The following is a 26,498-nucleotide window of genomic DNA, read 5'->3' as shown; positions in this document are numbered from 1 at the left end:
TACTTATTTTTATTCTACATTTGAATCAGAATCCTTCTCAGTGGTTAAAAATTCGCCTATGGTATTAGGGTATTTCACCACAAATAAGTCTGCCAAATCTAAAGAAAGTTTAATTAACGAAATATCGTTAATTACTTTTTCTTTAAGCACCTTAGGTACTTCTTCGTTATGTAGCAATTTCTTAAATGGATTCTCCATTACTTAAGATTTTTATATACACTAATTACTTTTTCTCTTGCCCTTTTCAAGCGCATTTTTACGGCACTTGAGCTTAAATTTAATGACTCTTGAATTTCATTGATTGAAAAATCATCTTGATATTTCATTAATAAAATCATTTTATCATTTGGATCAATTAGCTCCATTGCTTTCGCTAATTTTTCAGCTTTCAACTCAAATAAAGCTGATTCACTTGTATCTACGTCTTCATCTACATCAGGAAATTCTCCTTCAAAATTTTTCTCATTCTTTTTATAATTGTTTCTAGTCACATAATTTACACAAAAATTATAGGTAAAAGAATACAACCAAGTTGAAAATTTAGAGGTTCCTTTAAACGTTCTTAATTTCACAAACAATTTTATAAATACATCATGTGTTAAGTCTTGCGCTTCTTCTTTTGATGATGCAAAACCATAACATTTATTGTATACTAAAGAAACATGCCTATCATACAAAACTGCAAACAACTGACTGTCGTTTGTTTTAACAATTTTTTGTACTAAGTCATTATCGCTCAATAGAGATATGTCCTCGTTTGAATTCAATAATTTTAATTTGGGTTATATATGTAAGACACTTTTTTATTTATAAAGTCACAAAAAATAAATTTATGAGATATTTTGTAACATTTTCAAAAATACAACGTATATATATTGTAGCACACATAAAAATCAAAATATTTTAATTTTACATGAGACAACTTAAAATTACCAAGCAGGTTACAAATAGAGAAACCGCATCATTAGATAAGTACTTACAAGAAATAGGAAAGGTAGATTTAATTACTGCCGAAATGGAAGTTGAATTAGCACAACGAATTAAAGCTGGTGACCAAGTTGCATTAGAACGTTTAACAAAAGCTAATTTACGTTTTGTTGTTTCTGTTGCTAAACAATATCAAAACCAAGGATTAACATTACCTGATTTAATTAATGAAGGAAATTTAGGTTTAATTAAAGCGGCAAAACGTTTTGATGAAACTCGTGGTTTTAAATTTATATCATATGCTGTTTGGTGGATTCGTCAATCTATTTTACAAGCATTGGCTGAACAGTCTCGTATTGTACGTTTACCTTTAAACAAAATTGGTTCTATTAATAAAATCAATAAAATGTATGCGTTTTTAGAGCAAGAGAATGAAAGACCTCCTTCTGCTGAAGAAATTGCCAAAAAATTAGATATGACCGTTAATGATGTAAAAGAGTCTATGAAAAACTCTGGTCGTCACGTATCTATGGATGCTCCTTTAATTGAAGGTGAAGATTCTAACTTGTATGATGTATTAAATACAGGAGATTCTCCAAATCCTGACAGATCTTTATTACACGAATCATTAAAAGTTGAAATTGAACGTGCTTTAGAAACATTAACTCCAAGAGAGGCTGATGTTGTTCAACTATACTTTGGTTTAGGTGATACGCACCCAATGACTTTAGAAGAAATTGGTGAAACATTTGATTTAACTCGTGAGCGTGTACGTCAAATTAAAGAAAAAGCAATTAGAAGATTAAAACACACATCAAGAAGTAAAATTTTAAAAACTTATTTAGGTTAAACAAACCTACTTTTTTGATACTGAATAAAAAACGCTCGAAATTTCGAGCGTTTTTCTTTTTTATACACTTCCTTTTATATATTTGCAAAAACATAAACTACAAAAATGACCAAGTACATTGCTCCCTCAATTTTAGCTGCAGATTTTGCAAACTTACAACGTGATATTGAAATGGTTAACAACAGTAAAGCTGACTGGTTTCATATTGATGTTATGGATGGTGTTTTTGTGCCAAACATATCATTTGGAATGCCAGTAATTAGCGCCATTAAAAAGCACGCTACCAAAACAATGGATGTGCATTTAATGATTGTAGATCCTGACAGATATATTGAAGACTTCAAAAAAGTTGGCGCTGATATTTTAACGGTTCATTATGAAGCATGTACGCATTTACACCGCACAATTCAAGCAATAAAAGCTGCAGGAATGAAAGCTGGAGTATCTTTAAATCCGCATACGCCAGTTGCTGTGTTAGAAGACGTAATTAAAGATATTGATGTTGTTTTAATAATGAGTGTTAACCCAGGATTTGGAGGTCAAAGTTTTATTGAAAACACCTACAAAAAAGTGCAACAATTAAAAGCTTTAATTGAATTTTCTGAAGCTGAAACATTAATTGAAGTTGATGGTGGTGTAACCAACCAAAACATTGAACAATTATTAGAGGCAGGAGTTGACGCTTTTGTAGCTGGTAGTTTTGTATTTAAAAGCGAAAACCCAAGTGAAACCATTAATGAGCTTAAAAGCTTAATTTCATTTTAAGTATCCAAAGCTTCTAATTCATATTGTTTTAATAAATACTTTAACAAATCAGTTGTTGTAACAATACCTACTAATATATTGTTTTCAACAACAGGCAATGCATGAAACTCATTTGTAGCTAAAATTTCAGCAACCACTTTAATACTCACACTTGAACTTACTTGTACAGGATTTTTTACCATTAATTGATAAATACTTAAAATATCATAAATGGCGTTATCAATTTCAACTTCACGTGCATCATACGAGTCTAAAAAACTAATTCTTTTTAAATCAGAATAACTCAACATACCAATAATATGTTCTTTTTCAACAATCGGAATATGCCGGATATGATGTTTCTTAAATAGCTTTTCGGCACGATACAAATCATCAGACAAGCCTAAAGTTATAAGTTCTGTAGTCATAATCTTAGATACTGGTTCCAAATTTTTCATAATAATGCTTTTAGAATTACTATAAAGTTCTAAAATTAAAGCAACTATTCATATGATTATAATCAGTTATCATCTCATTTTTTTTAAACACTTTTTGTAATAAGCCTTCAAAAACCAACAATTTTATAAAACATTATACGCATTAAGGCTCATTAAAAAAGAATGTCATTATATTTTCAAATTTTGACAAAATAATACTACCTATAACCTTAAGTAATCTATAAATTTGATAAACAAATTTATTCAAATGAGTAGAACGCTAGTAAATACACTTCAACTATTTTTATTTATTTCATTATTTTCTTTAATATCGTGTAATCATACACCTCAAAAACAAATTGTAGAAACTACTTTTACAGATTCTAACGCTTCAGAAAATGTAAAAAAATTACATCAAAGGTTAATAAATATTTCTAAAAAAGGAATTGCTATTGGTCACCAAGATGATACTTCTTACGGTTTAGGATGGAATCATAAAAACCATTTAGACACAATTAAAAGTGATGTGCAAATAGTAACAGGTGATTTTCCGGCTGTATTTGGGTTTGATCTTGGATGGATTGAAATTGACAAACCTTATAATTTAGATACGGTTCCTTTCAACTCTATGAAAAACTTAATTATTGATGCTCATAAAAAAGGAGGAATTATTACAATTAGTTGGCACGTAAATAATCCTGTAACTGAAGGCAGCTCTTGGGATAAAACCTCAGCAGTAACTTCAATTATAAAAGGTGGTGCTCAAAGAGAAAAATACGAGTTATGGGTTTCTAAATTAGCCAATTTTATGAACGACTTAAAATACAACGGAGCTGATATCCCTGTAATTTTTAGACCGTTTCATGAAATGAATGGATCCTGGTTTTGGTGGGGCGGCGAAAATTGTAACCCAAAAGATTATATAACATTATGGCAAGAAACCGTTGAATTATTAAGAGACACACACCAAGTACATAATTTATTATATGCGTATTCTCCAAATAAATTAAACCCAGAAGATGATTATTTAAGGTATTATCCTGGTGATAATTTTGTTGATATTTTGGGAATAGACATTTACGATTTCAACAATTCTGAAGATTATAAAAAAGCTGTAATTCACGATATAGCTGTTCTAAAAAAAATTGCCAAACAAAAAAATAAGCCTTACGCATTTACAGAAACCGGATTAGAATCTCTTCAAACTAAAAATTGGTTTACACAAGTTTTATACCCAACAATTGAAGGTTCAGGTATTTCTTGGGTATTAACCTGGAGAAATTATGATACAAAACATCATTACATGCCGTACAAAGGACAATTAAATGAAAAAGACTTTATTCAGTTTGAAAAATTACCAGAAACTTTATTTTTAAAAGATATCACCAACTAAATTTATATTAAATCAACTTATGAAATTATTACACACCGCTGACATATTAATTATTCTATTGTACTTAGTTACCATAGTAGTAATAGGATTAGTTCTTAGAAAAAGAGCTCAAAAAAGTAAAGACGATTATTTATTAGGAGGAAAATCAATTCCTTGGTATATGTTAGGCCTTTCTAACGCATCAGGAATGTTTGATATTTCGGGTACAATTTGGTTGGTTACACTTATGTTTGTTTACGGTATTAAAAGTGCTTGGATTCCTTGGTTATGGCCAGTTTTTAATCAAGTTTTTTTAATGGTTTATTTATCTAAATGGCTGCGAAGATCAAATGCTACAACAGGTGCTGAATGGATTGGTACACGTTTTGGCTTTAAAAAAGGCGCCAAACTTTCGCACATAGTTGTGGTAGTTTTTGCCTTAATTATGTGTCTTGGTTATTTAGCATATGGCTTTATTGGACTAGGGAAATTTGTTGAAATTTTTATTCCTTGGGAAGTTGTAAGCAATTATATTCCTTTTGCTGTGACTCCTGAATATGTACCTCATTTCTACGGAATTATATTTACTTGCTTTGCTGTATTTTACTCTTTATTAGGTGGAATGTCTGGTATTGTTTGGGCTGATGTTGTTCAATTTGCAATTATGACTGTAGCCGCTTTAATTATTGGCTATTTAGGTTTTCAAGCTGTAGGAACACACATGTTAAACGTACCTGAAGGTTGGATGAGTCCTACTTTTGGTTGGGAATTAAATTTAGATTGGGGCACAATTATTCCTGAAGTAAATCAAAAAATAAAAGAAGATGGTTTTGGACTATTTACTATTTTCTTTATGATGATGGTTTTCAAAGGTATACTAGTAAGTTTAGCTGGTCCTGCTCCAACCTACGATATGCAAAAAATACTATCAACCAAAAGTGCTGCAGATGCTTCAAAAATGAGTGGATTTGTTTCTGTTGTTTTAATGCCAATTCGTTATTTAATGATTGCCGGCTTTGCAGCTTTAGCTTTAATTTATTACGAAAAATTAGATTTGATAAATACAACTGGCCAAGTTGATTTTGAATTAATACTACCAACCGCTATTAAAGAATTTGTTCCTGTAGGATTGTTAGGTTTATTATTAGCTGGTTTAATTGCTGCGTTTATGTCAACCTTTGCAGGAACTTTAAATGCTGCTCAAGCATATTTAGTAAATGATATTTATTTAAAATATAAAAACCCAAATGCAAGCAATATTCAAATTAAAAACATGAATTACTTAACTGGTATTGTAGTAGTACTTGTAAGTATTGTACTGGGTATTTTTGCTAAAGATGTAAACTCTGTATTGCAATGGATTGTTTCTGTTTTATACGGAAGTTACGTTGGTGCCAACATTTTAAAATGGCACTGGTGGCGCTTTAATGGTGAAGGTTTCTTTTGGGGAATGGCTGCCGGATTAGTTTCTGCAGGTATTGTTCCTGAATTATTTCCTAATGTTTTAGGCTTGTATTTGTTCCCAATAATTTTAGTTATTTCGTTAATAGGTAGTATTGTTGGAACCTACACTGCTCCACCAACTGAAGAAGCTGTTTTAAAAGACTTTTATAAAAATGTTAGACCGTGGGGATTTTGGAAACCAATTAGCAACAAACTAATTGCTGAAGACCCTAACTTTAAAACCAATAAAGACTTTAAAATAGATATGTTTAATGTTTTTACAGGAATTGTAGCACAAACTGTATTAGTAATTATTCCAATGTATATTATTTTTAGACAAGCAACACCTGTATATATTTCAATTGCCATTTTAATTGTATGCATATTTTTATTGAAAAAATACTGGTGGAATACTCTTGAAGATAAACTAGACTAAGGCGTATGAAAAACTCACATTTAAAAAAAACTCAAAAGCGTTATAAAAAATTAATCACCAAAAAAAACAAACTCAGCAAACAATCAAACGGAATTTATAACCGCTATAAAAACCCAATTTTAACTGCTGAACATACGCCAATTGAGTGGAGATACGATTTAAACCCTTCAACAAATCCATACCAATTAGAACGAATAGGTATGAATGCAACCTTTAATGCTGGCGCTTTAAAATGGAACAATAAGTATATTTTATGTGTTCGTGTTGAAGGTGTAGATCGTAAATCATTTTTTGCAATAGCAGAAAGTGCAAATGGAATTGACAACTTTAAATTTTGGGAAAAACCTTGCGTAATTCCACAAATTGAAGGAAATCCTGATACCAATGTGTATGATATGCGCTTAATTCAACATGAAGACGGCTGGATTTACGGCATTTTTTGCACAGAACGTAAAGATCCTAACGCTGCAAAAACTGACACAAGTTCAGCAATTGCAAATGCAGGAATTGTGCGTACTAAAAACTTAATAGACTGGGAACGTTTACCAGATTTAGTATCAAACTCAGGGCAACAACGAAACGTTGTTTTACATCCTGAGTTTGTAAATGGAAAGTATGCGTTATACACAAGACCTCAAGACGGTTTTATAGACATTGGAAATGGTGGTGGTATAGGCTTTGGCTTGGTTGATGATATGACCAATCCTGTAGTTAAAAACGAAACAATTATCAATAATAAAATATATCATACCGTTTACGAACTAAAAAACGGATTAGGTCCTGCGCCCATTAAAACAAGTGAAGGCTGGTTACATTTAGCACACGGCGTACGCAATACAGCCGCTGGCTTACGTTATGTTTTATACTTATTTATGACCGATTTAGATGACCTCACCAAAGTAATTCATCAGCCTGCAGGTTATTTTATGGCACCTAACTACAAAGAAACTTTAGGCGATGTTTCTAATGTTTTATTCTCTAACGGTTGGATAAAAGACGAAGATGGAATAGTTTATATTTACTACGCCTCATCTGACACTAGAATGCACGTTGCAACCTCAACAATTGAAAAATTAGTTGATTATGTACTTATGAGTCCTAAGGATAATTTTAATTCTCAAGGCTCTGTTCAAACAATTATAGATTTAGTTGAAAGAAATAAATGTTTCTATGAAGCATCCAAAAGCTGAAAAAATAGCAAATGTTTTAACCAAAGAACTTGAAAATATACTAAACTATTGGACTCACAATTCAATAGATGAACTAAACGATGGGTTTTTAGGTGAACGTGATCATTACAATAACATAGTTCCAAACGCTACCAAAGGAGTTATTTTAAATTCTAGAATATTATGGTCTTTCTCTGCCGCTTCCAGCCATTATAAAACAGACAAATACCTCGCTATTTGTAAACGTTCTTATGATTACTTAGAAACTTTTTTTAAAGATGAATTATACGGCGGTGTATTTTGGGAATTAAGTTCTGAAGGAAAACCTTTAAACAAAAGAAAACAAATATACGCGCAAGCATTTATGATTTATGCCTTGTCTGAATATTACCTATATTCAAAAAATCAAGATGCTTTAGAATGGGCAATTGATATTTATGAATTAATAGAAAAACATGCAAATGACACCGTAAACAACGGTTATATTGAAGCTTTTAATGAAGATTGGTCGCCTATAAAAGATATGCGCTTAAGTAATAAAGATGCCAACGAAGCTAAAACTATGAATACGCATTTACATGTGTTAGAAGCCTATACAAACTTATACAAAGTCTATAAAAATCCTTCCTTAAAACAGCATTTAACCAATTTAACAACACTCTTTTTCAATAAATTTTTGAATCCCGAAAATCATTTAAATCTATTTTTTGATGAAGAATGGAATTTAAAAAGCTCAACAATTTCTTACGGTCATGACATTGAAACCGCTTGGCTTTTAATTGAAGCAGCAAAAGTAATAGCTAATGAAAAATTACTTCAAAAAACACAAGACATAGCTGTTTTAATTGCAAATACATTTGTAAAAGAAGGTATTGATACGGACGGTGGAGTTTTAAATGAATACAATCCTATTTCAAAAAAATTAGATGGAGACAAACATTGGTGGCCACAAGCAGAAGCCTTGGTTGGCTTAACTTATGCGTACAACATTACAGAAAACGAAAAGTATTTAACAGCTGCAATACGTGTTTTAAATTTTCTTGAAAAACATATTATTGATCATAAAAATGGAGAATGGTTTTGGAGAGTACATCAAAATCAAAAAGTAGATACTTCAAACTGTAAAATGGGTATGTGGAAAGCACCTTACCACAATTCTAGAGCTTGTATAATGTTATCAAAATAACTGAATTTTACCTTATGAAAAAATTATATTTCTTCATTTTCTTAATCATTTTAACAACTGTAATTTCCTGTAAAGAAGTTTATAAAAAAGAAGCTTTGGTTGAAGTTGAATTGGTTACCGTAAAAAACACTCAATTTTACAAAGGCAATAAACCTTACTATTTTATAGGTGCAAATTATTGGTACGGACCTTTAATTGCCGCAAAAAATATAGGCGATAGAGAGCGATTGCTTAAAGAGTTAGATTTAATGAAAGAAATTGGCATTGACAATCTTAGAATTTTAGTAGGTGCCGAAGGTGATGGTGGAGACTCAAGAGTGCATCCGGCATTGCAATACAAACAAGGAAAATACAACGAAGATTTACTTGATGGTTTGGATTTTTTATTGGCCGAAATGCGTAAAAGACATATGTATGCCGTTTTGTATTTAAATAATAATTGGATATGGTCTGGTGGAATATCTCAATATTTAGAGTGGAACGGTTTTGGAAAAGTACCCAATCCATTTTTAGAGGAATACACTTGGGAAGAATATATGAATTATACCAAACAATTTCATAGTTGTGAACCTTGTAAAGAAGCATTTTATACACACGTAAAATTTATTTTAGAACGAACTAACTGTTATACAGGTTTAAAATACATAGACGATTCTGCTATTATGTCTTGGCAAGTTGCAAATGAACCTCGTGTTTTAATAACACCTGAACATGAAACAGCTTTTGCCAGTTGGTTAAATGAAACCGTAAATTTAATAGAATCTATAGATAGCACACACTTAATTTCAACAGGCGCAGAAGGAAAAGCAAGCTATTTACAAGATATTAATATGTACGAACGTTTACATTCAAACAAAAACATAGACTATTTAACAATGCATATGTGGCCTAAAAATTGGGGATGGTATAATATTGAGAATGAAGCGCAAACCACATTAGAATCCATTGATAAAGCCAATAATTATATGAATGAACATATTGTTATAGCTCACAAACTAAATAAACCAATTGTAATGTCAGAATTTGGCTTTCCTCGTGAAAAAGAAAGTTTAGATCCAACAGCTTCTATTAAAAATAGAAATACATTTTACAAAGCTATTTTTGAAAGAATTACAAAGAGCGAAAAAAAACAAGGTGCTTTGGCCGGGCTAAATTTTTGGGGATTTGCAGGCTATGCAAAAACAAATCATGAAAGTGGAAAATGGCAATCTGGAGATGATTTTAGTGCTGATCCTCCACAAGAACCTCAAGGCTTAAACTCTGTATTTGCTTCAGATACTTTAACGTTAAAATTGATTCAAAAAGCCAATATTAATTTAATTAAATAATTTAAATTTCAAACAACCGCTTTAAACTAAAATCAATTGGTACTTTTTAATCTAAGTACCAATAATAAAAACATGTTTCATTCTAAATCTTGCAGAACATTCTTAAAAAAAGGCAACAATTCTTTTGCAATTTCTTGATGTTCACTAACACTTGGGTGCCATAAACAACCTCCGTTATAAGCTTTATTAAATTCAAACAATAAAATTTGTTGCTCATTATTTTCGTTAAAATAAGACTGAACTTCTTTTAAACAAGCACTCAATAATATATTTGCTGCTGCGCCAGACATAGGACTATTTAATAAAACAATTTGCGTATTTGGGTAATAACTATAAACTGTTTTTACAAAATTTATATAATTAGTTACAAATTTTTCTTTATTAAAAGGCAAACGAGGTTTTAAGCCATCTCCTTCAGATAAATCATTCGTACCTAAACAAACACTCACAATATCAGGAATATAACTAAAACTATATTTTTTTGAATTATCTAAATTTAAATATAAATTTTCGTAAACCTGAGGCATAATTGGCTCTTCTATGTTCTCATCATTCCAATTCCTATAAATTCCATAACCAGATACTGAACTGAGCATAAAATTTGTGTTTAATGCTCTTGACAAGCTTGGCCCATATGCAAAGTACACATTTTGATGATCAGAGTACAACCCTTCTTCACAAGGCAAGACACTACCATCAGATGCTGCACCACAAGTAATTGAGTTCCCTATAAACTCTATGTATTTTGTTGAAGGTAATTTATAAAAAATAATTTTTTCAGCTTTTATTCCACTAAATAAAATTGTTCCATTTGAAGCTTCAGATTCTTTAAAAACTTTAAGCGTGTGCATTTTTTTTGACGTTGAAGCCTTAAAAACATAACCTTTTACGGAGTCACTCTTCACCTTAATTCTCCCCAAATACTCGCCATCTAATTCAATTGAAACATAATTATACGGCTGTTGCTCTGCTTTTAAAAACACTTCACAAGAATCTCCTATAAAACTACTGGCAACATAAGCTCCTGGCGAAATTAAGGCTGCAGTACTATCGTTTAAAACAGCTGTTCTTCCCTGATAATAAAATAGCTCACTACCTGCTTTTTCAATATTAAAAATAGCTTCTTTTTTAGGTGTACAGTTCATTAAAAAAACAGAAAAAACAACCAACAAAAACTTAATTATTTTAGTACTCATTTTGAATTGAAATATTTATTTCTTTTGAAATATTATTTGAAGCATTTCCAACATATATAATATACTCGCCTTTTTCTAAATTCCAATCAGAAATGGTTTCATCGTAAAAAGCTAAATCTTTTACGTTTAGTGAAATTTCTACTTTTTTTGTTTCACCTTTTTTAACCATTACTTTTTGAAAACCCTTCAATTCTTTTACTGCTCTTTCTACTTTAGATGTTGGTTTTCCAACATACACTTGCACTACTTCTGCTCCGTCAAAATTACCTGTATTTGAAACAGCTGCTGAAATGGTAATATGCTCATGTGTTGCATATACCTTTTTATTTGACTCGATTTTTGAAATTTCAAAATTTGTGTATGATAAACCTTCACCAAAAGCGAACAATGGTTTTATATTTTTAGTATCGTGCCAACGATATCCTACCAAAATTCCTTCTTTATAATATTGATTTATACTATCGCCCGGATAAGAAACTTCTCCAAACGAATGTGCAGCATTGTCATTTAATTTCTTTGGAAAAGAAAAAGGTAATTTTCCTGAAGGGTTTACATCTCCGCTAATTACATCGGCAATGGCGTTTCCGGCTTCACTTCCTAAATACCAAGTTTGCATAACAGCCTTTACATTTTCCACCCAAGGCATTTCAACAGCATTTCCGCTTACTAAAACCACACCTACATTTTTGTTGACTTTTAATAACTCTTGAATTAATTCATCCTGACCAAATGGTAAGCCAAACGATTCTCTATCTCCACCTTCACAATCTTGGTGATGGTTTTTATTTAATCCTCCAAAAAACAATACAATGTCAGCTTTTGAAGCTACTTCAACAGCTTCTTTTTGTAATTTAAGAGCATCTAGTTTTGATGGAATTACTTGCCCATACACTGATGGCCCAGATGCATAACCCATTGCGTGAATTATAGTTGCATTTTTAAATCGTTCTTGTAAGCCTTTTAGTGGCGAAATTTCATTTTTAGCTTTTAATTCTGAAGAACCACCACCAATTGTTAATTTTTTTGTAGCATTTTCGCCAATAACAGCAATTGTTATTTCCTTGTTAGGATTTATAGGGAAAAATGATTTTTTATTTTTCAATAACACAATTCCTTCTGAAGCAATTTTTCGAGCAACATCTATATGTTCTTTGTTGTTTATACGACCTAACGGACGATTCAAACTCATATTTGTACGATACATTAAACGCAGTATTCTACGTACTTTATCGTCTAAAACAGCTTCATCAATTTCACCTTCTTTCAACATTTTTAAAAACGGATTTGCCAAATAATAGTAATCATACGCATTCTCTGTAGAAGAAGTTAAACCATCAGTTCCTGTTCCCATTTCCATATCCAAACCATAAAGCGCTGCTTCTTTTGTATGGTGTGTTGATCCCCAATCTGAAATTACAACACCATCAAATGCCCAATCTTCTTTTAAAATCCTATTCATTAGAATTTCATTATGTGTGGTATGTTGCCCTCTAAATTGATTGTAAGCACCCATAATTGACCACACTTGACCCTCTTCAACCGCTGCTTTAAAAGCTGGTAAATAAATTTCATACAAGGCACGATCACTTACTTCAACATTTATATGGTTTCTCCATAATTCCTGATTATTTAACGCATAATGTTTTACACAAGCAGCAACACCATTTTGCTGTACGCCTTTAATATAAGGAACTACCATTTTTGAAGCCAAAAATGGATCTTCACCCATATATTCAAAATTTCGACCATTTAAAGGTGTTCGGTATATATTTACACCTGGACCTAATAAAATATCTTTTTTTCGATATCTAGCTTCCTCTCCAACACTAATTCCATAAGCTTTGGCCAAATTTGGATTAAAAGTTGAAGCCAAACATGTTAACGCCGGAAACGCTGTTATATAATCATTTGTCCAATCTGCATAACCCCAATCATCCCAATTAATCTCTCCTCGAACCCCGTGAGGTCCATCAGACATCCAAATTTCTGGAATCCCTAATCTCCCAATTCCTGGTGTTGAAAATTTAGATTGTGCATGACACATTGCTACTTTTTCTTCTAATGTTAATAACGGTAAAATACTATCTATTTTTTCATTTATTTCTACATTAGAAATTTGTTGAGCTTGTATACTTTTAGTTGTAACAACTACAAACACTAGTATAAATAGTCTTAAAAATATTTTTAAATTCTTCATTATTAATTATTTATTAAATATGCACCACCTATCAATTGAACTTCTTTCGTTATTACTTTTTGCACTGTATCTAATTCTTCATTTGGTTGAGATCCACCAACAGAAAATTGTAAAACTTCATTATTCACTACTTGTACATAATTTTCATCAACACTTGCCAGTTGTTTTGGAACAACTTTAAAATTAACCGTTTTAGTTTCTCCTACTTTTAAAAATAGACGTTTAAAACCTACTAGATTACGTGTTGGATTAAATCCATCATCAATTACTTTTGTTGCATATAATTGTACCACTTCTTCACCAGCCACATTACCCGTATTTGTAACCTCAACTGAAACCAATAATTCTTTGTTAGTTTCAATTGAACTTGGAACATTAAAATTAGAATATTCAAATGTTGTAAAACTTAATCCATACCCAAATTGGTATAATGGATTTCCTTTAAAATAACGGTAGGTTTTACCTTTCATATTATAATCTGAAAATGCAGGAATGTCATTAATATCCTTATAAAAAGTTAATGGTAATCTACCTGCCGGATTGTAATCACCAAAAATAACATCAGCAATAGCTGTACCACCCGCCTGTCCAGGGTACCAAGCTTCAATTATTGCAGGAATATGTTCATTTTCCCAATTAATTGCTACTGCACTACCATTTAACAATACCAAAACCATAGGTTTTCCAAGCTTTTGCAGTTTTTTCATTAATTCAGTTTGAGTAGCTGGTAACTTTACATCTAACCGATCTCCACCTGAAAAACCATCTACTTTTACTTTCATTTCTTCACCTTCTAACAGTGGACTAAGCCCCATACAAAGTATAATTACATCAGATTCTTTAGCCAATTGAATAGCCTCTTTTTCTAAACTATCATTTGGAGCCTCCCATAAAAATTTCATAATAGCATAATCCGTATTATTTTGTTTATACTCTAACTTAATTTTGTACGGTATATTAGCTTTTAATGTAACATATTCATATTCTTTTTTAGGATGATGAACATCTTCTCTAGCCACAATTAAACTATCATTTAAATACAATTTCATTCCTGAAAAGGCTTCACCTCCTAACGCGTATTTACCAGTTTTAGGAACCGAAATATAACCTGTCCAACGCGCTGAAAACTGATCGTATTTTATATCTTCAAAAGGGGAAGTTGTTCTCCAAGTAAAATCTACATTGTCATCAATTTGTGTATATAAAGGATTTCCTTCGCATTCCAAATTAGAAAAATATTCAGCATTTAAACCATTTTCTTTTAAAGATTCATCTGTAAATAAAACTGCTGAAGGCACTACTTCAAAAATTGGTAATCCTTTGGCTGTTTTGCAACCTACAGCATAATTTACTTCAGCATTTGGTAATTTTTGTATAATACCATTTAATGGCGTTATAGGGTTTGAAGGATATCCATTATAATTTCCTAATAACACTTCCAAATCGTTTGAATTTGGACCAATAACTGCTACTTTCTTCACATTTTTACTTAAAGGCAATAAATTGTTTTCATTTTTAAGTAACACCAATGATTTACGTGCAGTTTCTAATGCCAATAACCTATGGTTTTCAGAATCAACCACATCATAAGAAATGTTTTCAAATTTCACAGCTCCTTTGGGTGCAAATAAGCCTAATCTTAAACGTGCAACTATTAATCTTTCTACTGAAACATTTAACTCTTCCTCAGTAATATGACCTTTTTTCACAGCTTCAACCAACGCAGGATATGTACTTCCACAATTTAAATCTGTTCCTGCCTTTACCGCCATAGCAGCCGCTTCTTGCTGCGTTTCTGTTACTGCATGAGCATCTTTATTATAAAAATCAACAATTGCCCAACAATCTGAAACAATATACCCATTGAATCCCCAATCATTTCTTAATAAATCGTTCAACTCTGTATTTCCACAACATGGCAAACCGTTGTAACTATTATATGCACACATTACAGAATATACACCTGCCTCTTTTATTACTTTTTCAAAATGAGGGCTATAAGTGTTCAGCATATCAAAAGGTGTAGGTGTTGCATTAAACCTATGCCTATCTATTTCTGGACCACTATGCACCACAAAATGCTTTGCTGTGGCTATTAACTTAAAATAGTTTGTATCATCACCTTGTAAACCTTTTATATATTGAACAGCCAATTCACCTGTTAAATAAGGATCTTCACCATAGGTTTCCATTCCTCTTCCCCAACGTGGATCTCTAAAAATATTGATATTTGGCGTCCAATAGGTAAGCCCTTGATAAATTCCTCTTTTACCTCTTGAAGCAAATTCATGATGCTTAGCTCTTGCTTCATCTGAGACTGCAGTTGCAACTTTAAACATTTGATCTTTATCCCACATAGCTCCCATACCTATTGCCTGTGGAAAAACAGTAGCAATTCCAGCTCTTGCAACTCCATGCAAACATTCATTCCACCAATTATATTCAGGTATTTCTAAACGTGCTATTTCTGGTGATTCATAGCTCATTTGGGATACTTTTTCTTCCAAAGTCATTAACGAAACCAGGTACTTTGCTCGTTCATCAAAACTTTTATGTACGTTTTTGTGAACAGGTATTTCTTTTGAGCAAGACATTGCTAAAATGAGAAATAATGGTAAAATTGTTTTTTTCATAATTATAATATACTCTCTAATTAAACATCTATGATTGAAAATTCCTTATTATTGAATGCTTGCTAATAAGCATAAAGGTTGAAAAATTGTTCAACATTTTTAATATCTTCTTGTGATAAAATCCAACAAACTTCTGAAAGATCTGAAAAGTCTAATCCGCCAGATGAAACTGCTGCATTCATATAACGTTCGTCTTTCCCATTGTATTGATTTGATAAATCTATAGCAAGTTCCCATATTTCGAGTAACTTAGAATCCTTAATTTTTTCTTTCCAATTCACAAACTCAGAATCACGAAAACCTGGTGTTCCGTTTCCAACGGCATTCCCATCAGGAATTTTTTGATAATCAGCATTCGACTTCACATATTGTAGTTCCTGAGGAGTAGTCATATCTTCATTCCAACCACTATGTTGCACTACATGAATGTGCTGTACCGTATTAATTTCAGGTATTTGGGCTTGAATAGTTTTAATCAATTTTGCTGTAAAATTTGACTGCCCCGCTTCTGCAACCCAAACATCACCTTGGTTGTCGAGTATTTTTTTTACAATCATCATAACTTGCTCTAAGGCTTTTTCTTCATTTTCATGGGCATCTGTCCAGTTGTTTTTAAAAGCAAGTTTCAATAAATTATTAGGTGGAACATAAAGTCCTTTTTGATCTCCATAAGTACCAGTAACAACGTGATAATTTACGCTAGAAAAAGTGGAACTATACATTTGAGTAGCTAACGCTGCCGCTGTATGAAGGTCATCAACATCCGTTTTGCAATCCAATTGTACTAACAATAGATCTTTTTTAACATCAAATTTTTTGCGTTGGTAATAACTCTTATCATCAATCTTATTACTAAATGACATAAAAATTAATGTCATTACAATTAATGCTCCTATTTTGAATCTCATTTTTCACTATTTTCTTTATACTCAAACCAATCAAAGCTTGCTTCTCCTATAGTTTTTTGGCCATTACTTGTTGCGTACATTCCTATTCCAGCACCATTAAATTGGTTTCCGTTACCATCAGCAATTACTATTAAACTTTGTGTTTCCCCTATTTGTTTCATTGTATTTTCTGTCTCCCCATAACTAAAAATAACGTTTAAATTATCTCCTTCAACTTTTAACAGAATTTCAGATTTTTTATATGGAATTCTAGTAATTTCTTCTTTTACTCCTTTAAACGATTTTAACAATACCAGTTCCTGTTTTTCTTTCATCAACAAATAAAAATTCTCACTTGTTCTATAAATAACCAAACCTGCCTGTTCATTTTCTTTTGAGGTTTTAAAAGATAATTTAGTACTTGCAGAAAACTGATGATGCTCAATTCTTTGAATTATTATAGATGAATTTACAAGATTATCTATAACTTCTGGTCTTAAGTTAAGATCTAGATTTCCGTTTGAAACTTCATAAAATTTCGTTTTTGGTGTTCTAATTGTACACCATTTTAATGCCAATTCATTGCCACTAAAATCATCTTTTTCAGGTTGTTTAATAACCGGACTCCAAGGTAAATTTGGCCTTTTTTGTTCCATTAACACTTTACCTTCGCCTCTGTTAAAAATAGGTGTTTTATTGTCAAAATCAACTTTAGAAAGAAACGTTTCACGAGCCAATGTGGTTTTTCCTTCCACTACTCTTTTACCTAAAGAAACGCACCACCACTCACCATTTTGTGTTTCAACTAAATCTCCATGTCCAATTGCTTGAATAGGATAATCACTTCCTAATTGTCTATGACTAAGCACTGGATTTATCATATCTGTAACATATGGTCCCATTAAAGAATCACTGTGATGCACAGAAAGAGCATGATATAAACCTGTACCTCCTTCAGATAACATTAACATATATTCTCCATTTATTCGGTATAAATGTGGACCTTCAGTATACGATGCATTATTTGCATGACCATAAGTCACTATTTTTCTTTCGCCTATTAATTTTTTCTTTTCCAAGTTTAATTGTTGTATCCAAATACCACATTGAGTTGGCCAAACTTGTTCTTCTATCCAAGTCATACCTGTGTAATAGCATTTTCCATCATCATCCCACATTAAAGAAGGGTCAATGCCTGGAGCATCTTTTATCCAAATTGGATCAGACCAAGGGCCAGCAGGGTCTTTTGCGGTTATATAAAAATTCCCTTCACATTCAACACACGTTGTTATTAAATAAAATAATCCTTTATGATATCTTATGGTAACTGCATACACTCCTTGCCTATCTTGTAAACCGCTAAGGTCAATTTGATTAGGGCGATGAATTCCATTTCCAATTTGCTCCCAATTCACCAAATCTTTACTGTGGTAAATTGGAATACCTGGATACCAAATAAATGTAGAGTTTACCAAATAATAATCGTTTCCCACTCTACAAATAGATGGATCAGGGTGATATCCTGATAAAATTGGATTTTGAAAAGTATTTGGAATGTCTTGACTTCTTACTATGATTGTTGCAAATAGTAGCATCATTATCCAAAAGATGCCCCCATTTTTTTTAAAAAATTTTCCTTTTTTATTCACTCCTTAAATTTAATACTAATTTACCTTTATAAACTGTAAAAAATCATTATTCTTAACAGCAATTATATATTCTTGACCCTTAATTTTGATTCTGGCTAAATCTTTCACATCACCTGAAGTAAAAAAGCCACTTTTTGTTGGAGGAATTGGCTTAAATGTTCCGTCTCCGTTTCCTTCAAAATAATAACCAAATCCTGCATCGTTTCTTGGAGTTTCAATTTCTGAAACATATAAATTTCCTGCAAAGGCAATATCTAAATTATTATCGTTATTAAAATCTTCTACCAATATTTGATTGATACTTGACAATTGCGCCTCTACAGGTAACGGATGCATTTTAAATTCTCCATTGTTGTTTTCTAAATAAATGCTTGCAAAAGATTTTACTTGGTAATGCAATGAATTTTCTAATTTCTCTTCAGAATAAACATCAACTAGAGTGGCTTCAGAAAAAGTTTCATAATTTTTAAATTTCTGCTTAATAGTTGGTATTTGCTGCGATGAACAAGAGCGACCTCTTACCGGGTATTTTTCACCTTCGCTATAATAACTTAATACAATATCTGAATGTTTATTATTATCAAAATCGTTCACATAAATATCAAAAGTTTCATTTTTATTTGCCTGATATTTATAGTTCATTCCATTATTTCCAACCACATAATCTAAATCTCCATCATTATCAAAATCGCCTTCATTAATGCTCCACCACCAGCCGGTAGTATCACTTAACAATCCTTTTTCCTCTGAAACATCTTTAAATCCGTTGTTTGTATTTTTAAATGCTTTTATAGGCATCCATTCACCAACAATTAAAATATCTAATCTTTTATCATTATCAAAATCAGTAATTACCGCGCTTGTAGCCATTCCTAAATTTAAAAATCCTTTAGCCAATTCTTTTGTTACATCTTTAAATTCAACTTTGTTTTGGGTGCTGTTATTTTGTAATAAATAAGTATTTGTAGGTGTTGGATATTTTCCTGGAACTTGACGCCCAAGTACTAATAAATCTTGTTTTCCATCATTATTAAAATCAATTGGATATGCTTTTGAGCCGCTTACAAACATAGTTGGCAATGCGTTTGTTGATTTTGAAAACGAACCTTTTCCATTGTTTACATACAAACGATCTTGTAACATTTCAGATTCAGGAGCAAATTCATATCCGCCGCTCACTACATACAAATCTTTATCACCATCTGCATCAGCATCAAAAAATAACGCACCAACGTCTTCACTAAACTTATCATTATTAAAAACTTCATTTGTTTGAAGCTCAAAACCATTATTTGTTTGCATATATAAACTTGCACTATGATCAAATGCACCTCCCACAAATAAATCATCTAAACCATCATTATTTACATCTGCAACTGCCACTGCTGGGCCAAATGCAGACATTTTATGAGGTAATAATACTTGCTTTAAAAAGTCATCGTATATATTTTCAATATGTTTATGTTTCGGTAAAAAGTTGCTGTTATCATCAACAAATAACTTAGTGCTTTCTTTTTCTTTTACTGTTTCAGCAATAGCTTCGCTTTGTTTTAATATTAATTGCTGATTTACCTTTACATTTGGTAAAATTTGAACGGTTCCATCTGTCCAAACAACTTTTAATTCATCAATTATTTTTGATTTATGAAGCCCAAAATGTAGTTGAGGTGCCACAGAAGATTGAAAACCTCTTGACAAGGTGAGTTCTTGCATTTGCGTTTTGTTATCTGTTTTAACGTACACTCTGTTTCCTAAACCAAATTTATTTTTTGAGTTCCCTTCAAAACGAATGGTTAAAAAGTTGTTGAAATTTGAGCTTGTATTTTCGTATACAGAAGCAACCTCATCAACATTATTGGTAATTATTTCTAAATCACCGTCATTGTCTAAATCAGCATAGGCAACACCGTGTGAAAAACCTTCATGTTTAATTCCCCATTGACTATTTACTTTTTCAAAGTTTAAATTTCCGTTATTCTTAAACATAAAATTATCTACTTTTTCTGAAGGAATTTTTAGACTTTTCTGCAAGTTTGTTAATCCTGAATTATCATTTTTTGTATAGGTATTAAAAAAATCTCTGTTATTTACTTCACGTCTAATTCCATTGGTAATAAATAAATCTTTATGCCCATCATTATCAAAATCGGCAAAAACGGGTCCCCAACTCCAATCTGTAGAAGAAGAACCTGTTAACCTTGAAATGTTTGAATACTGAGGAATTCCATCAACCAAAACACCCGAATTTAATTGCATGCAATTGTGCATGTATTGAAAATGAAAACCTGTAAATACTGTTTCCCAAAATAAATCAGGATTCATACTTGCCATATTTGCTTTTTGCCTTCTATTATTTCCGGCATCCATATCTGCTTGAAAAATATCTAAAAACCCATCATTATTAAAATCGGCAATATCTAAACCCATTCCGTAAAATGCACTGTGCGAAACGGCCTCTTTAATTACTTCTTTAAAAGTTCCATCTCCATTATTCAAATAAAAATAATCTGGAATACTGTAATCGCTTGATACATATAAATCTTGCCAACCATCATTATTTACATCTCCAACTGTTGCTCCGTACGAAAATCCATAGGTTTTTACACCTGCTTCTTTTGAAACATTTGTAAATGAATCTCCATCATTTCTGTATAATTTATCACAAGTAGCATTTGTAACATTTTTCATTCTATTTAAATAGGTGAAATTTGAAGTGTTCACATTTGAAATTGGATAATTTGCAACATATAAATCTAAATCTCCGTCATTATCATAGTCAAAAAATGTTCCTTGAGTTGAATTAGCACTGTCGTTAACTCCGTATTTTTTAGCTTGTTCAGTAAAGGTACCATCTCCGTTATTTATAAATAACTGGTTACTTCTTTGTTCAAAAATTCCTGAGACAGAACAGTAAATATCTAAAAACCCATCTCCATTTACATCAGCCATTGTTGTGCCTGTATACCATCTATTATCACCGCCAACACCTGCTGTGTTTGTTATATCTTCAAACTGTAGATTTCCTTTGTTTAAATATAATTTGTTTGTTGTTTGATTTCCTGTAAAATACACATCAATTAAACCATCATTATTAATATCACCTGTAGAAACACCTCCACCAGAATATATGGACGTATAATTGAAATAATTTAATGAATCATTTTCAACAATAGTATTGCTAAAGTGAATTCCTGTTGAAGAAGCTTTAAGAGGTTTAAATATTTTTGCTGAAGTAGTTGGTGTTTGGTTTTGGCAACTTACCAAAATTAGTACTAAAATAAAGAGTTGTAGGCGCTTTTGAAACATAAGAATGAAAGAAAAGTGTGTTTATTTATTTTAAAAAATCAAATTTGTTTTAAATAAAAAGCAACGTGTTTTACCACGTCGCTTTTCACCTGTTTTAATATGAAATCACCCTATTAATAACCAGGATTTTGATCAGCTGAAGTTAATGCAGCATTTAAATCAATTTCAGTTACTGGAATAGGAAATAAATCATTTTTAGAAGTATAACCAGTTCCTGCAAGTTCAGTTGAAGCTTTTCCCCAACGAACTAAATCCCAGAAACGTTGTCCTTCGTGGGCAAATTCTAAAAATTTCTCTTCAGCAATTGCATCTAACAAATCATCTCCTGATAATGATGCAGAAACATCATCTAAACCAGCTCTTTGTCTAACTTTATTCAATTCTATTATTGCTTTTCCATCTTGCCCGTCCATATTATAAGCTTCAGCTTGTAATAATAAAACTTCAGCATATCTTAACAATCTCCAGTTAGAAGAGTAGTTTAATTCTCTTACACCACCATCACTTGTATCTGAAGCTCTTGTAGCATATTTTATTCTAATTGCTCCATCATAACCATAAATAGCAATTGGGTTTCCATCTTCATCTTTACTTGTTACAGAACCACCAGCATCAATTAATTCTTGCTCAGTCATAATAGTTGCAGTTCTACGGCTATTCTCACCTGATGCCACAAATTTATCAATACATTTTGAAGAAGGATAGTTAAATCCCCAACCGTTTAGTAAACCTACTGGTGCAATATCAAACTCACCACGAGGTCCCATTAACTGAACATGTAAATTACTTTCCATTCTTCCTCCCCAGGCAACATTCCCCCAATCATAACCGTTTGTAGAAATAAATCCAATTTCTAAAAGAGATCCTATACCAAACTCTCCTTCAACAGACCAAACATCAGTCATTGTAGGTGCTAAATCGTAGTTTGGATTAGAAATTACGTCATTTAAATAAGGAATAGCTTCAGAATATTTTTTCTGAAAAACTAAAACTTTTCCCATTAAAGCTTGCGCTGCTGCTTTAGACACTCTAAAGTTTTGTGCTAAACCGGCTCTAGTTGGTAACCCTGCAATTGCTTCAGTTAAATCTGCTTCAATTTGCGCATGAACTTCAGCTCTTGTGCTTTTAGGAATGGCAAATGCTTCTGAACTTAATTCACTTGGATTTACCAAACGTAATGGTACATCACCCCACATTGTAGTTAATTCAAAATAACACCAAGCTCTCATAAATTTAGCTTCAGCCAATACAAATGCTTTATTTGATAATTCACTTGACTCAACATTTTCAATAATTGTATTTGCCAATGCAATGGTTCTATAATGTAAATTCCAAACACTTGTAATTGCTGCATTTGAAACGGAAACATTTGCATAATCATTAATTTCAACCAATGGAACTTGATCTGTAGCAGAACCTCCACCACAATTTACATCATCACCAGGTAACATTTTTACAAAGTACGCACTGCTCCAATCTTTAGCATAATTATATTGCATTAAATCATATAAACCAATTAAGGCTTGTTCTGCATTTTCCTCATTGTTAAAAAAAGTAGAGGCATCTAGTACTCCCACGGGAGGTATTTCAACAAAATCTTTACTACAAGATACACTTATAAAAAGTATAACTATTGTACTATATATTAATTTTTTCATATTTAAGTCTAATTATTTTTTATTAAAAGTCTACTGACAATCCAAACATTATTTCTCTTGGAATTGGATAAAAACCTCTATCTACTCCAATACTATTATCTGAAAAACTACCTGCTTCAGGATCTAAACCTGAGAATTTAGTAAATGTAAAGTAGTTATCCATAGAAATATACAATCTCAATTTTTTCAAATGAGCTTTCTCAATTAACTGATCTTTAAAAGTGTATCCTAATTGCATTTGTTTAATTCTCATATACGAACCATCTTCAACAACTAAATCTGATTGGTAAGCATCAATTGCATTTGCCGCTCCAGGCATTGAAGCAACATCTCCTGGTTGTGTCCATCTGTCGGTATACCAATTTACTGGCTTATTTGTGAACGGACGTGAAGGTTGGTGATATGCAGCTATAATTTCATTTCCTGAAACTCCTTGGAACATAAGGTTAAAATCGAAATTTTTAAAACCTAAATTAATGTTACCTCCATACGTTAAATCTGCGTGTGGAGACCCAATCATAGTTTTATCATTTGCAGTAATTCCATCAACACCATCAGTATCTACATAAATAGGCGCTCCTGTTACAGCATCAATACCATCAGTTTTGTAACCGTAGAAATACCATAATGGGTATCCTTCTTCAAATCTTGTAATTCCGTCTCCGTTTGAAGGAGAGCTTGCTCCTTGTAAAGGTGCTGGTACAATTACATCTGTCACTTCATTTTTTAAAGTAGACATATTAAAGTTAACTGCGTAACTAAATCCGCTTTCTAATGTATCATTCCAACCAACTTCAAATTCAAATCCTTTGTTAGAAACTGTACCACCATTAATAGCACCAACTGTTTGACCTAATGAAGGTGGAGCAATAATATTTCCGTTTGGAATAATTAAATCTCTTGTAGTTTTATTGTACCAATCTGCTCCAATATTTAATCTTGCATCAAAGGCTCTTAAATCTACACCAATATCAGTTTGTTCAGAACGTTCCCACGTTAAACTTGGGTTTGCTAAATCTCCTGGTGTTACACCTGTAATACCTTCGTATACAACTGAAGTAGAACCATCAACTGTTTGAAATACTTGAATATCTCCATTACCTGCTAAGTTCGCATCAGAACCATTTTGCCCCCAACTTGCACGTAATTTTAAATAATCAACTTTTCCGTCTTCATTCCAAAAATCTTCTTTAGACATTACCCAACCTGCAGAAACTGCTGGAAAATAACCACCTTTGTTAGACTCAGGGAATACACTTGAACTGTCATATCTTAAAGAACCTTCAAACATATATTTATTAGCATAATCATATGAAATTCTACCATAAACTGAATTCATATTTTTTTGATAAATACTTCCTCCAATTTTATCATTATCTCTATTTGTAAAGTCAAAATAAGCAAACTCATCAGATTCTTGAGCTACTTCGCTTCCTTGTAAAGAATAATAAGGATTTTTAATTTTTTCAGCTGAATAACCTAACAATCCTGTAATATTGTGTTCTCCAATTTGCTTGGTGTAATCAGCAAAATTTTCCCACAACCATCTTGAATTTCTACTAATTTCATCATTTAATGTAACTTGTGAGTTTTGCTCTTCAGAAGTTACATAATAAATTGGTGTCCAACTTGTATCTAAAGTATTTGATCTTTCGTACCCTAATCTTGATGTAAAGTTCAATCCTTCATATAATTTAAACTTTGCAAACACTGAAATAATAATTTTATCAGTATCAACTCCACCTCTATATAAATAGTTAGATGAACCTACAGGGTTCACTACTTCACCTGTTGAATATGTTGGATATCCGTAAACATTTCCGTTACTATCTGTCATTGCAGTTCCATTTGCAACACCTTCAGCTGCACGTGGAGGTAAATCACCTGTATAAATAACCGGAGTTAAAGGGTCAATTAACAACATACTATTTATAGGACTTCTATATGAATCATCTTGAGGTACCGTAGAACTACCAATATTTGTATATGTAATATTTGCACCAACTTGAAGCCATTCTTTTACATCACTTTTTAAATTTAAACGTGTTGTATATCTTTTAAAGTTAGTTTCTTCTCCAACTGTACCATCTTGATCTAAATATGATCCTGACAAGTAGTATGATAATTTCTCAGTTGCTCCAGAAAAACTTAAATCATATCGTTGAACAAAAGCGCTATTAAAAGTTTCGTCAATCCAATCAGTATCAATACCATTGTCAACTACTGTAGTTTGACCAGCTTCATTCATATACGTAACAAATTGATCGGCATTCATTAATTCCATTTTAGTATTCACAGATTGTGAACCTAAACTTGAGTTGAAACTAATTACAGATTCACCAATTCTACCTTGTTTTGTTGTAATAATTACAACACCATTTGCTCCCTCAGTACCATAAATTGCAGAAGAAGCGGCATCTTTCAACACTTCAATATTTGCAATATCAGAAGGTGCAATATTATCCATAGAACTAACTTTCATTCCATCAACAATATATAAAGGATCTGAATTTCCGTTAGAACCTGTTCCTCTAATTCTAACTTTTGCTCCTGAACCTGGAGCTCCTGAAGTAGAAACTACAGTTACACCAGAAACCCTACCTTGTAAAATTTGTTCAACACGTGGTGTTGAAACATTTTCAATTTCTTTAGAGTCTAAACTAGAAATTGCACCCGTTACTAAACTCTTCTTTTTAGTTCCGTACCCTACAACAACTACTTGCTCTAATACATCTGATTCTTCAATTAAAATAATTGGAATAACTGACTCGCCATTCACATTCACTTCTTGTGTACCGTACCCCATAAAGGTAACCACTAAAACAGCATCTCCAGCAACATTGTCTAAAGAATAGTTTCCATCAAAATCTGTAGTTGTCCCATTTGAGGTGCCTTTTACAACTATACTTGCTCCTGGCAATGGGCCATTTGCATCAGACACTGTCCCGGAAATACTTTGCGCTTGTGCAACCGCACCCAGCAACAGCATCCCAAGAAAAAAGATGTTTTTTAAAATTTGAATTTTCATAAATATTTGGTTTAATTATTTTTGATATTGTTTGAAGGTGTTCTAAATCACT

Annotated in this window: 18 protein-coding genes; 7 read left to right on the top strand and 11 right to left on the bottom strand. The window is 31.9% G+C overall.

Annotated features, from left to right (window positions below):
- Window positions 1–9 precede the first annotated feature (9 nt).
- On the bottom strand, window positions 10–198 hold the full coding sequence (locus ACFQ5N_RS05825; RefSeq protein ID WP_386808549.1) for a hypothetical protein: 189 nt from the start codon (window positions 196–198) through the stop codon (window positions 10–12).
- The gene (locus ACFQ5N_RS05820) at window positions 198–767 is read right to left on the bottom strand and encodes an RNA polymerase sigma factor (RefSeq protein ID WP_386808548.1); all 570 of its coding nucleotides are present in this window, start codon (window positions 765–767) and stop codon (window positions 198–200) included. Before ACFQ5N_RS05820 ends, ACFQ5N_RS05825 begins: the two co-directional genes overlap by 1 nt.
- A 146-nt stretch (window positions 768–913) precedes the next feature.
- Between ACFQ5N_RS05820 and ACFQ5N_RS05815 the strand changes: the two genes are divergently transcribed.
- Window positions 914–1,777 (top strand): sigma-70 family RNA polymerase sigma factor, encoded by an 864-nt coding sequence (locus ACFQ5N_RS05815; RefSeq protein WP_386808547.1) that lies wholly within the window; start codon window positions 914–916, stop codon window positions 1,775–1,777.
- Window positions 1,778–1,882: 105 nt separating this feature from the next.
- Window positions 1,883–2,542, top strand: coding sequence for a ribulose-phosphate 3-epimerase (gene rpe / locus ACFQ5N_RS05810; protein ID WP_386808546.1), 660 nt, complete (start codon window positions 1,883–1,885; stop codon window positions 2,540–2,542).
- Here rpe and ACFQ5N_RS05805 read toward each other — a convergent pair.
- On the bottom strand, window positions 2,539–2,979 hold the full coding sequence (locus ACFQ5N_RS05805; RefSeq protein WP_386808545.1) for a CBS domain-containing protein: 441 nt from the start codon (window positions 2,977–2,979) through the stop codon (window positions 2,539–2,541). The genes rpe and ACFQ5N_RS05805 overlap by 4 nt on opposite strands.
- Window positions 2,980–3,226: 247 nt before the next feature.
- On the opposite strand from ACFQ5N_RS05805, the gene ACFQ5N_RS05800 reads away from it, so the two are divergent.
- From ACFQ5N_RS05800 to ACFQ5N_RS05780, 5 genes are read left to right on the top strand one after another with little or no spacing between them, the layout of a single operon-like run.
- A complete protein-coding gene (locus tag ACFQ5N_RS05800) occupies window positions 3,227–4,351 on the top strand; it encodes a glycoside hydrolase family 26 protein (protein WP_386808544.1) in 1,125 nt (374 codons plus the stop codon).
- A 19-nt stretch (window positions 4,352–4,370) separates the two neighbouring features.
- Entirely contained in the window at window positions 4,371–6,209 is a 1,839-nt protein-coding gene (locus tag ACFQ5N_RS05795; RefSeq protein ID WP_386808543.1) for a sodium:solute symporter family protein, read from the top strand.
- Between the two features lie 5 nt (window positions 6,210–6,214).
- On the top strand, window positions 6,215–7,399 hold the full coding sequence (locus ACFQ5N_RS05790) for a glycoside hydrolase family 130 protein (protein ID WP_386808542.1): 1,185 nt from the start codon (window positions 6,215–6,217) through the stop codon (window positions 7,397–7,399).
- Window positions 7,380–8,564 (top strand): AGE family epimerase/isomerase, encoded by a 1,185-nt coding sequence (locus ACFQ5N_RS05785; protein WP_386808541.1) that lies wholly within the window; start codon window positions 7,380–7,382, stop codon window positions 8,562–8,564. The genes ACFQ5N_RS05790 and ACFQ5N_RS05785 overlap by 20 nt, the downstream gene beginning before the upstream one ends.
- Before the next feature lie 14 nt (window positions 8,565–8,578).
- Window positions 8,579–9,892 carry a glycoside hydrolase 5 family protein gene (locus ACFQ5N_RS05780; protein ID WP_386808540.1) on the top strand — a complete coding sequence of 438 codons (1,314 nt, stop codon included), beginning with the start codon at window positions 8,579–8,581 and terminating at the stop codon, window positions 9,890–9,892.
- A 77-nt stretch (window positions 9,893–9,969) separates the two neighbouring features.
- On the opposite strand, the gene ACFQ5N_RS05775 is transcribed toward ACFQ5N_RS05780, so the two are convergent.
- From ACFQ5N_RS05775 to ACFQ5N_RS05740, 8 genes are all read right to left on the bottom strand, one after another.
- Complete coding sequence (locus tag ACFQ5N_RS05775; RefSeq protein WP_386808539.1) at window positions 9,970–11,088, bottom strand: SGNH/GDSL hydrolase family protein; 1,119 nt, start codon at window positions 11,086–11,088, stop codon at window positions 9,970–9,972.
- Window positions 11,078–13,285, bottom strand: a complete 2,208-nt coding sequence (locus tag ACFQ5N_RS05770; RefSeq protein ID WP_386808537.1) for a beta-glucosidase family protein — start codon at window positions 13,283–13,285, stop codon at window positions 11,078–11,080. The genes ACFQ5N_RS05775 and ACFQ5N_RS05770 overlap by 11 nt, the downstream gene beginning before the upstream one ends.
- Window positions 13,286–13,287: 2 nt before the next feature.
- Window positions 13,288–15,918, bottom strand: coding sequence for a glycoside hydrolase family 3 protein (locus ACFQ5N_RS05765; RefSeq protein WP_386808535.1), 2,631 nt, complete (start codon window positions 15,916–15,918; stop codon window positions 13,288–13,290).
- A 62-nt stretch (window positions 15,919–15,980) separates the two neighbouring features.
- On the bottom strand, window positions 15,981–16,826 hold the full coding sequence (locus tag ACFQ5N_RS05760) for a hypothetical protein (RefSeq protein ID WP_386808533.1): 846 nt from the start codon (window positions 16,824–16,826) through the stop codon (window positions 15,981–15,983).
- On the bottom strand, window positions 16,823–18,403 hold the full coding sequence (locus ACFQ5N_RS05755) for a glycoside hydrolase family 43 protein (RefSeq protein WP_386808531.1): 1,581 nt from the start codon (window positions 18,401–18,403) through the stop codon (window positions 16,823–16,825). Before ACFQ5N_RS05755 ends, ACFQ5N_RS05760 begins: the two co-directional genes overlap by 4 nt.
- 66 nt (window positions 18,404–18,469) lie before the next feature.
- The gene (locus tag ACFQ5N_RS05750) at window positions 18,470–21,760 is read right to left on the bottom strand and encodes a VCBS repeat-containing protein (protein WP_386808529.1); all 3,291 of its coding nucleotides are present in this window, start codon (window positions 21,758–21,760) and stop codon (window positions 18,470–18,472) included.
- Window positions 21,761–21,873: 113 nt separating this feature from the next.
- Complete coding sequence (locus ACFQ5N_RS05745; protein WP_386808527.1) at window positions 21,874–23,418, bottom strand: RagB/SusD family nutrient uptake outer membrane protein; 1,545 nt, start codon at window positions 23,416–23,418, stop codon at window positions 21,874–21,876.
- A 22-nt stretch (window positions 23,419–23,440) separates the two neighbouring features.
- A complete protein-coding gene (locus tag ACFQ5N_RS05740) occupies window positions 23,441–26,446 on the bottom strand; it encodes a SusC/RagA family TonB-linked outer membrane protein (protein WP_386808525.1) in 3,006 nt (1,001 codons plus the stop codon).
- Window positions 26,447–26,498: the final 52 nt, after the last annotated feature.

Origin of the sequence: Lutibacter holmesii, from assembly GCF_042679665.1 — a bacterium.
Classification (GTDB): domain Bacteria; phylum Bacteroidota; class Bacteroidia; order Flavobacteriales; family Flavobacteriaceae; genus Lutibacter; species Lutibacter holmesii.
This window is presented reverse-complemented; position numbering and strand designations above follow the sequence as displayed.

Bases quoted from the DNA above. Each gene is read 5' to 3' on its own strand.
- ACFQ5N_RS05750 (WP_386808529.1), bottom strand. From the start codon at position 21,760: ATGTTTCAAAAGCGCCTACAACTCTTTATTTTAGTACTAATTTTGGTA.
- ACFQ5N_RS05795 (WP_386808543.1), top strand. From the start codon at position 4,371: ATGAAATTATTACACACCGCTGACATATTAATTATTCTATTGTACTTA.
- ACFQ5N_RS05765 (WP_386808535.1), bottom strand. From the start codon at position 15,918: ATGAAAAAAACAATTTTACCATTATTTCTCATTTTAGCAATGTCTTGC.
- ACFQ5N_RS05740 (WP_386808525.1), bottom strand. From the start codon at position 26,446: ATGAAAATTCAAATTTTAAAAAACATCTTTTTTCTTGGGATGCTGTTG.
- ACFQ5N_RS05790 (WP_386808542.1), top strand. From the start codon at position 6,215: ATGAAAAACTCACATTTAAAAAAAACTCAAAAGCGTTATAAAAAATTA.
- ACFQ5N_RS05785 (WP_386808541.1), top strand. From the start codon at position 7,380: ATGAAGCATCCAAAAGCTGAAAAAATAGCAAATGTTTTAACCAAAGAA.
- ACFQ5N_RS05770 (WP_386808537.1), bottom strand. From the start codon at position 13,285: ATGAAGAATTTAAAAATATTTTTAAGACTATTTATACTAGTGTTTGTA.
- ACFQ5N_RS05760 (WP_386808533.1), bottom strand. From the start codon at position 16,826: ATGAGATTCAAAATAGGAGCATTAATTGTAATGACATTAATTTTTATG.
- ACFQ5N_RS05775 (WP_386808539.1), bottom strand. From the start codon at position 11,088: ATGAGTACTAAAATAATTAAGTTTTTGTTGGTTGTTTTTTCTGTTTTT.
- ACFQ5N_RS05800 (WP_386808544.1), top strand. From the start codon at position 3,227: ATGAGTAGAACGCTAGTAAATACACTTCAACTATTTTTATTTATTTCA.
- ACFQ5N_RS05825 (WP_386808549.1), bottom strand. From the start codon at position 198: ATGGAGAATCCATTTAAGAAATTGCTACATAACGAAGAAGTACCTAAG.
- rpe (WP_386808546.1), top strand. From the start codon at position 1,883: ATGACCAAGTACATTGCTCCCTCAATTTTAGCTGCAGATTTTGCAAAC.
- ACFQ5N_RS05805 (WP_386808545.1), bottom strand. From the start codon at position 2,979: ATGAAAAATTTGGAACCAGTATCTAAGATTATGACTACAGAACTTATA.
- ACFQ5N_RS05745 (WP_386808527.1), bottom strand. From the start codon at position 23,418: ATGAAAAAATTAATATATAGTACAATAGTTATACTTTTTATAAGTGTA.
- ACFQ5N_RS05815 (WP_386808547.1), top strand. From the start codon at position 914: ATGAGACAACTTAAAATTACCAAGCAGGTTACAAATAGAGAAACCGCA.
- ACFQ5N_RS05755 (WP_386808531.1), bottom strand. From the start codon at position 18,403: ATGATGCTACTATTTGCAACAATCATAGTAAGAAGTCAAGACATTCCA.
- ACFQ5N_RS05780 (WP_386808540.1), top strand. From the start codon at position 8,579: ATGAAAAAATTATATTTCTTCATTTTCTTAATCATTTTAACAACTGTA.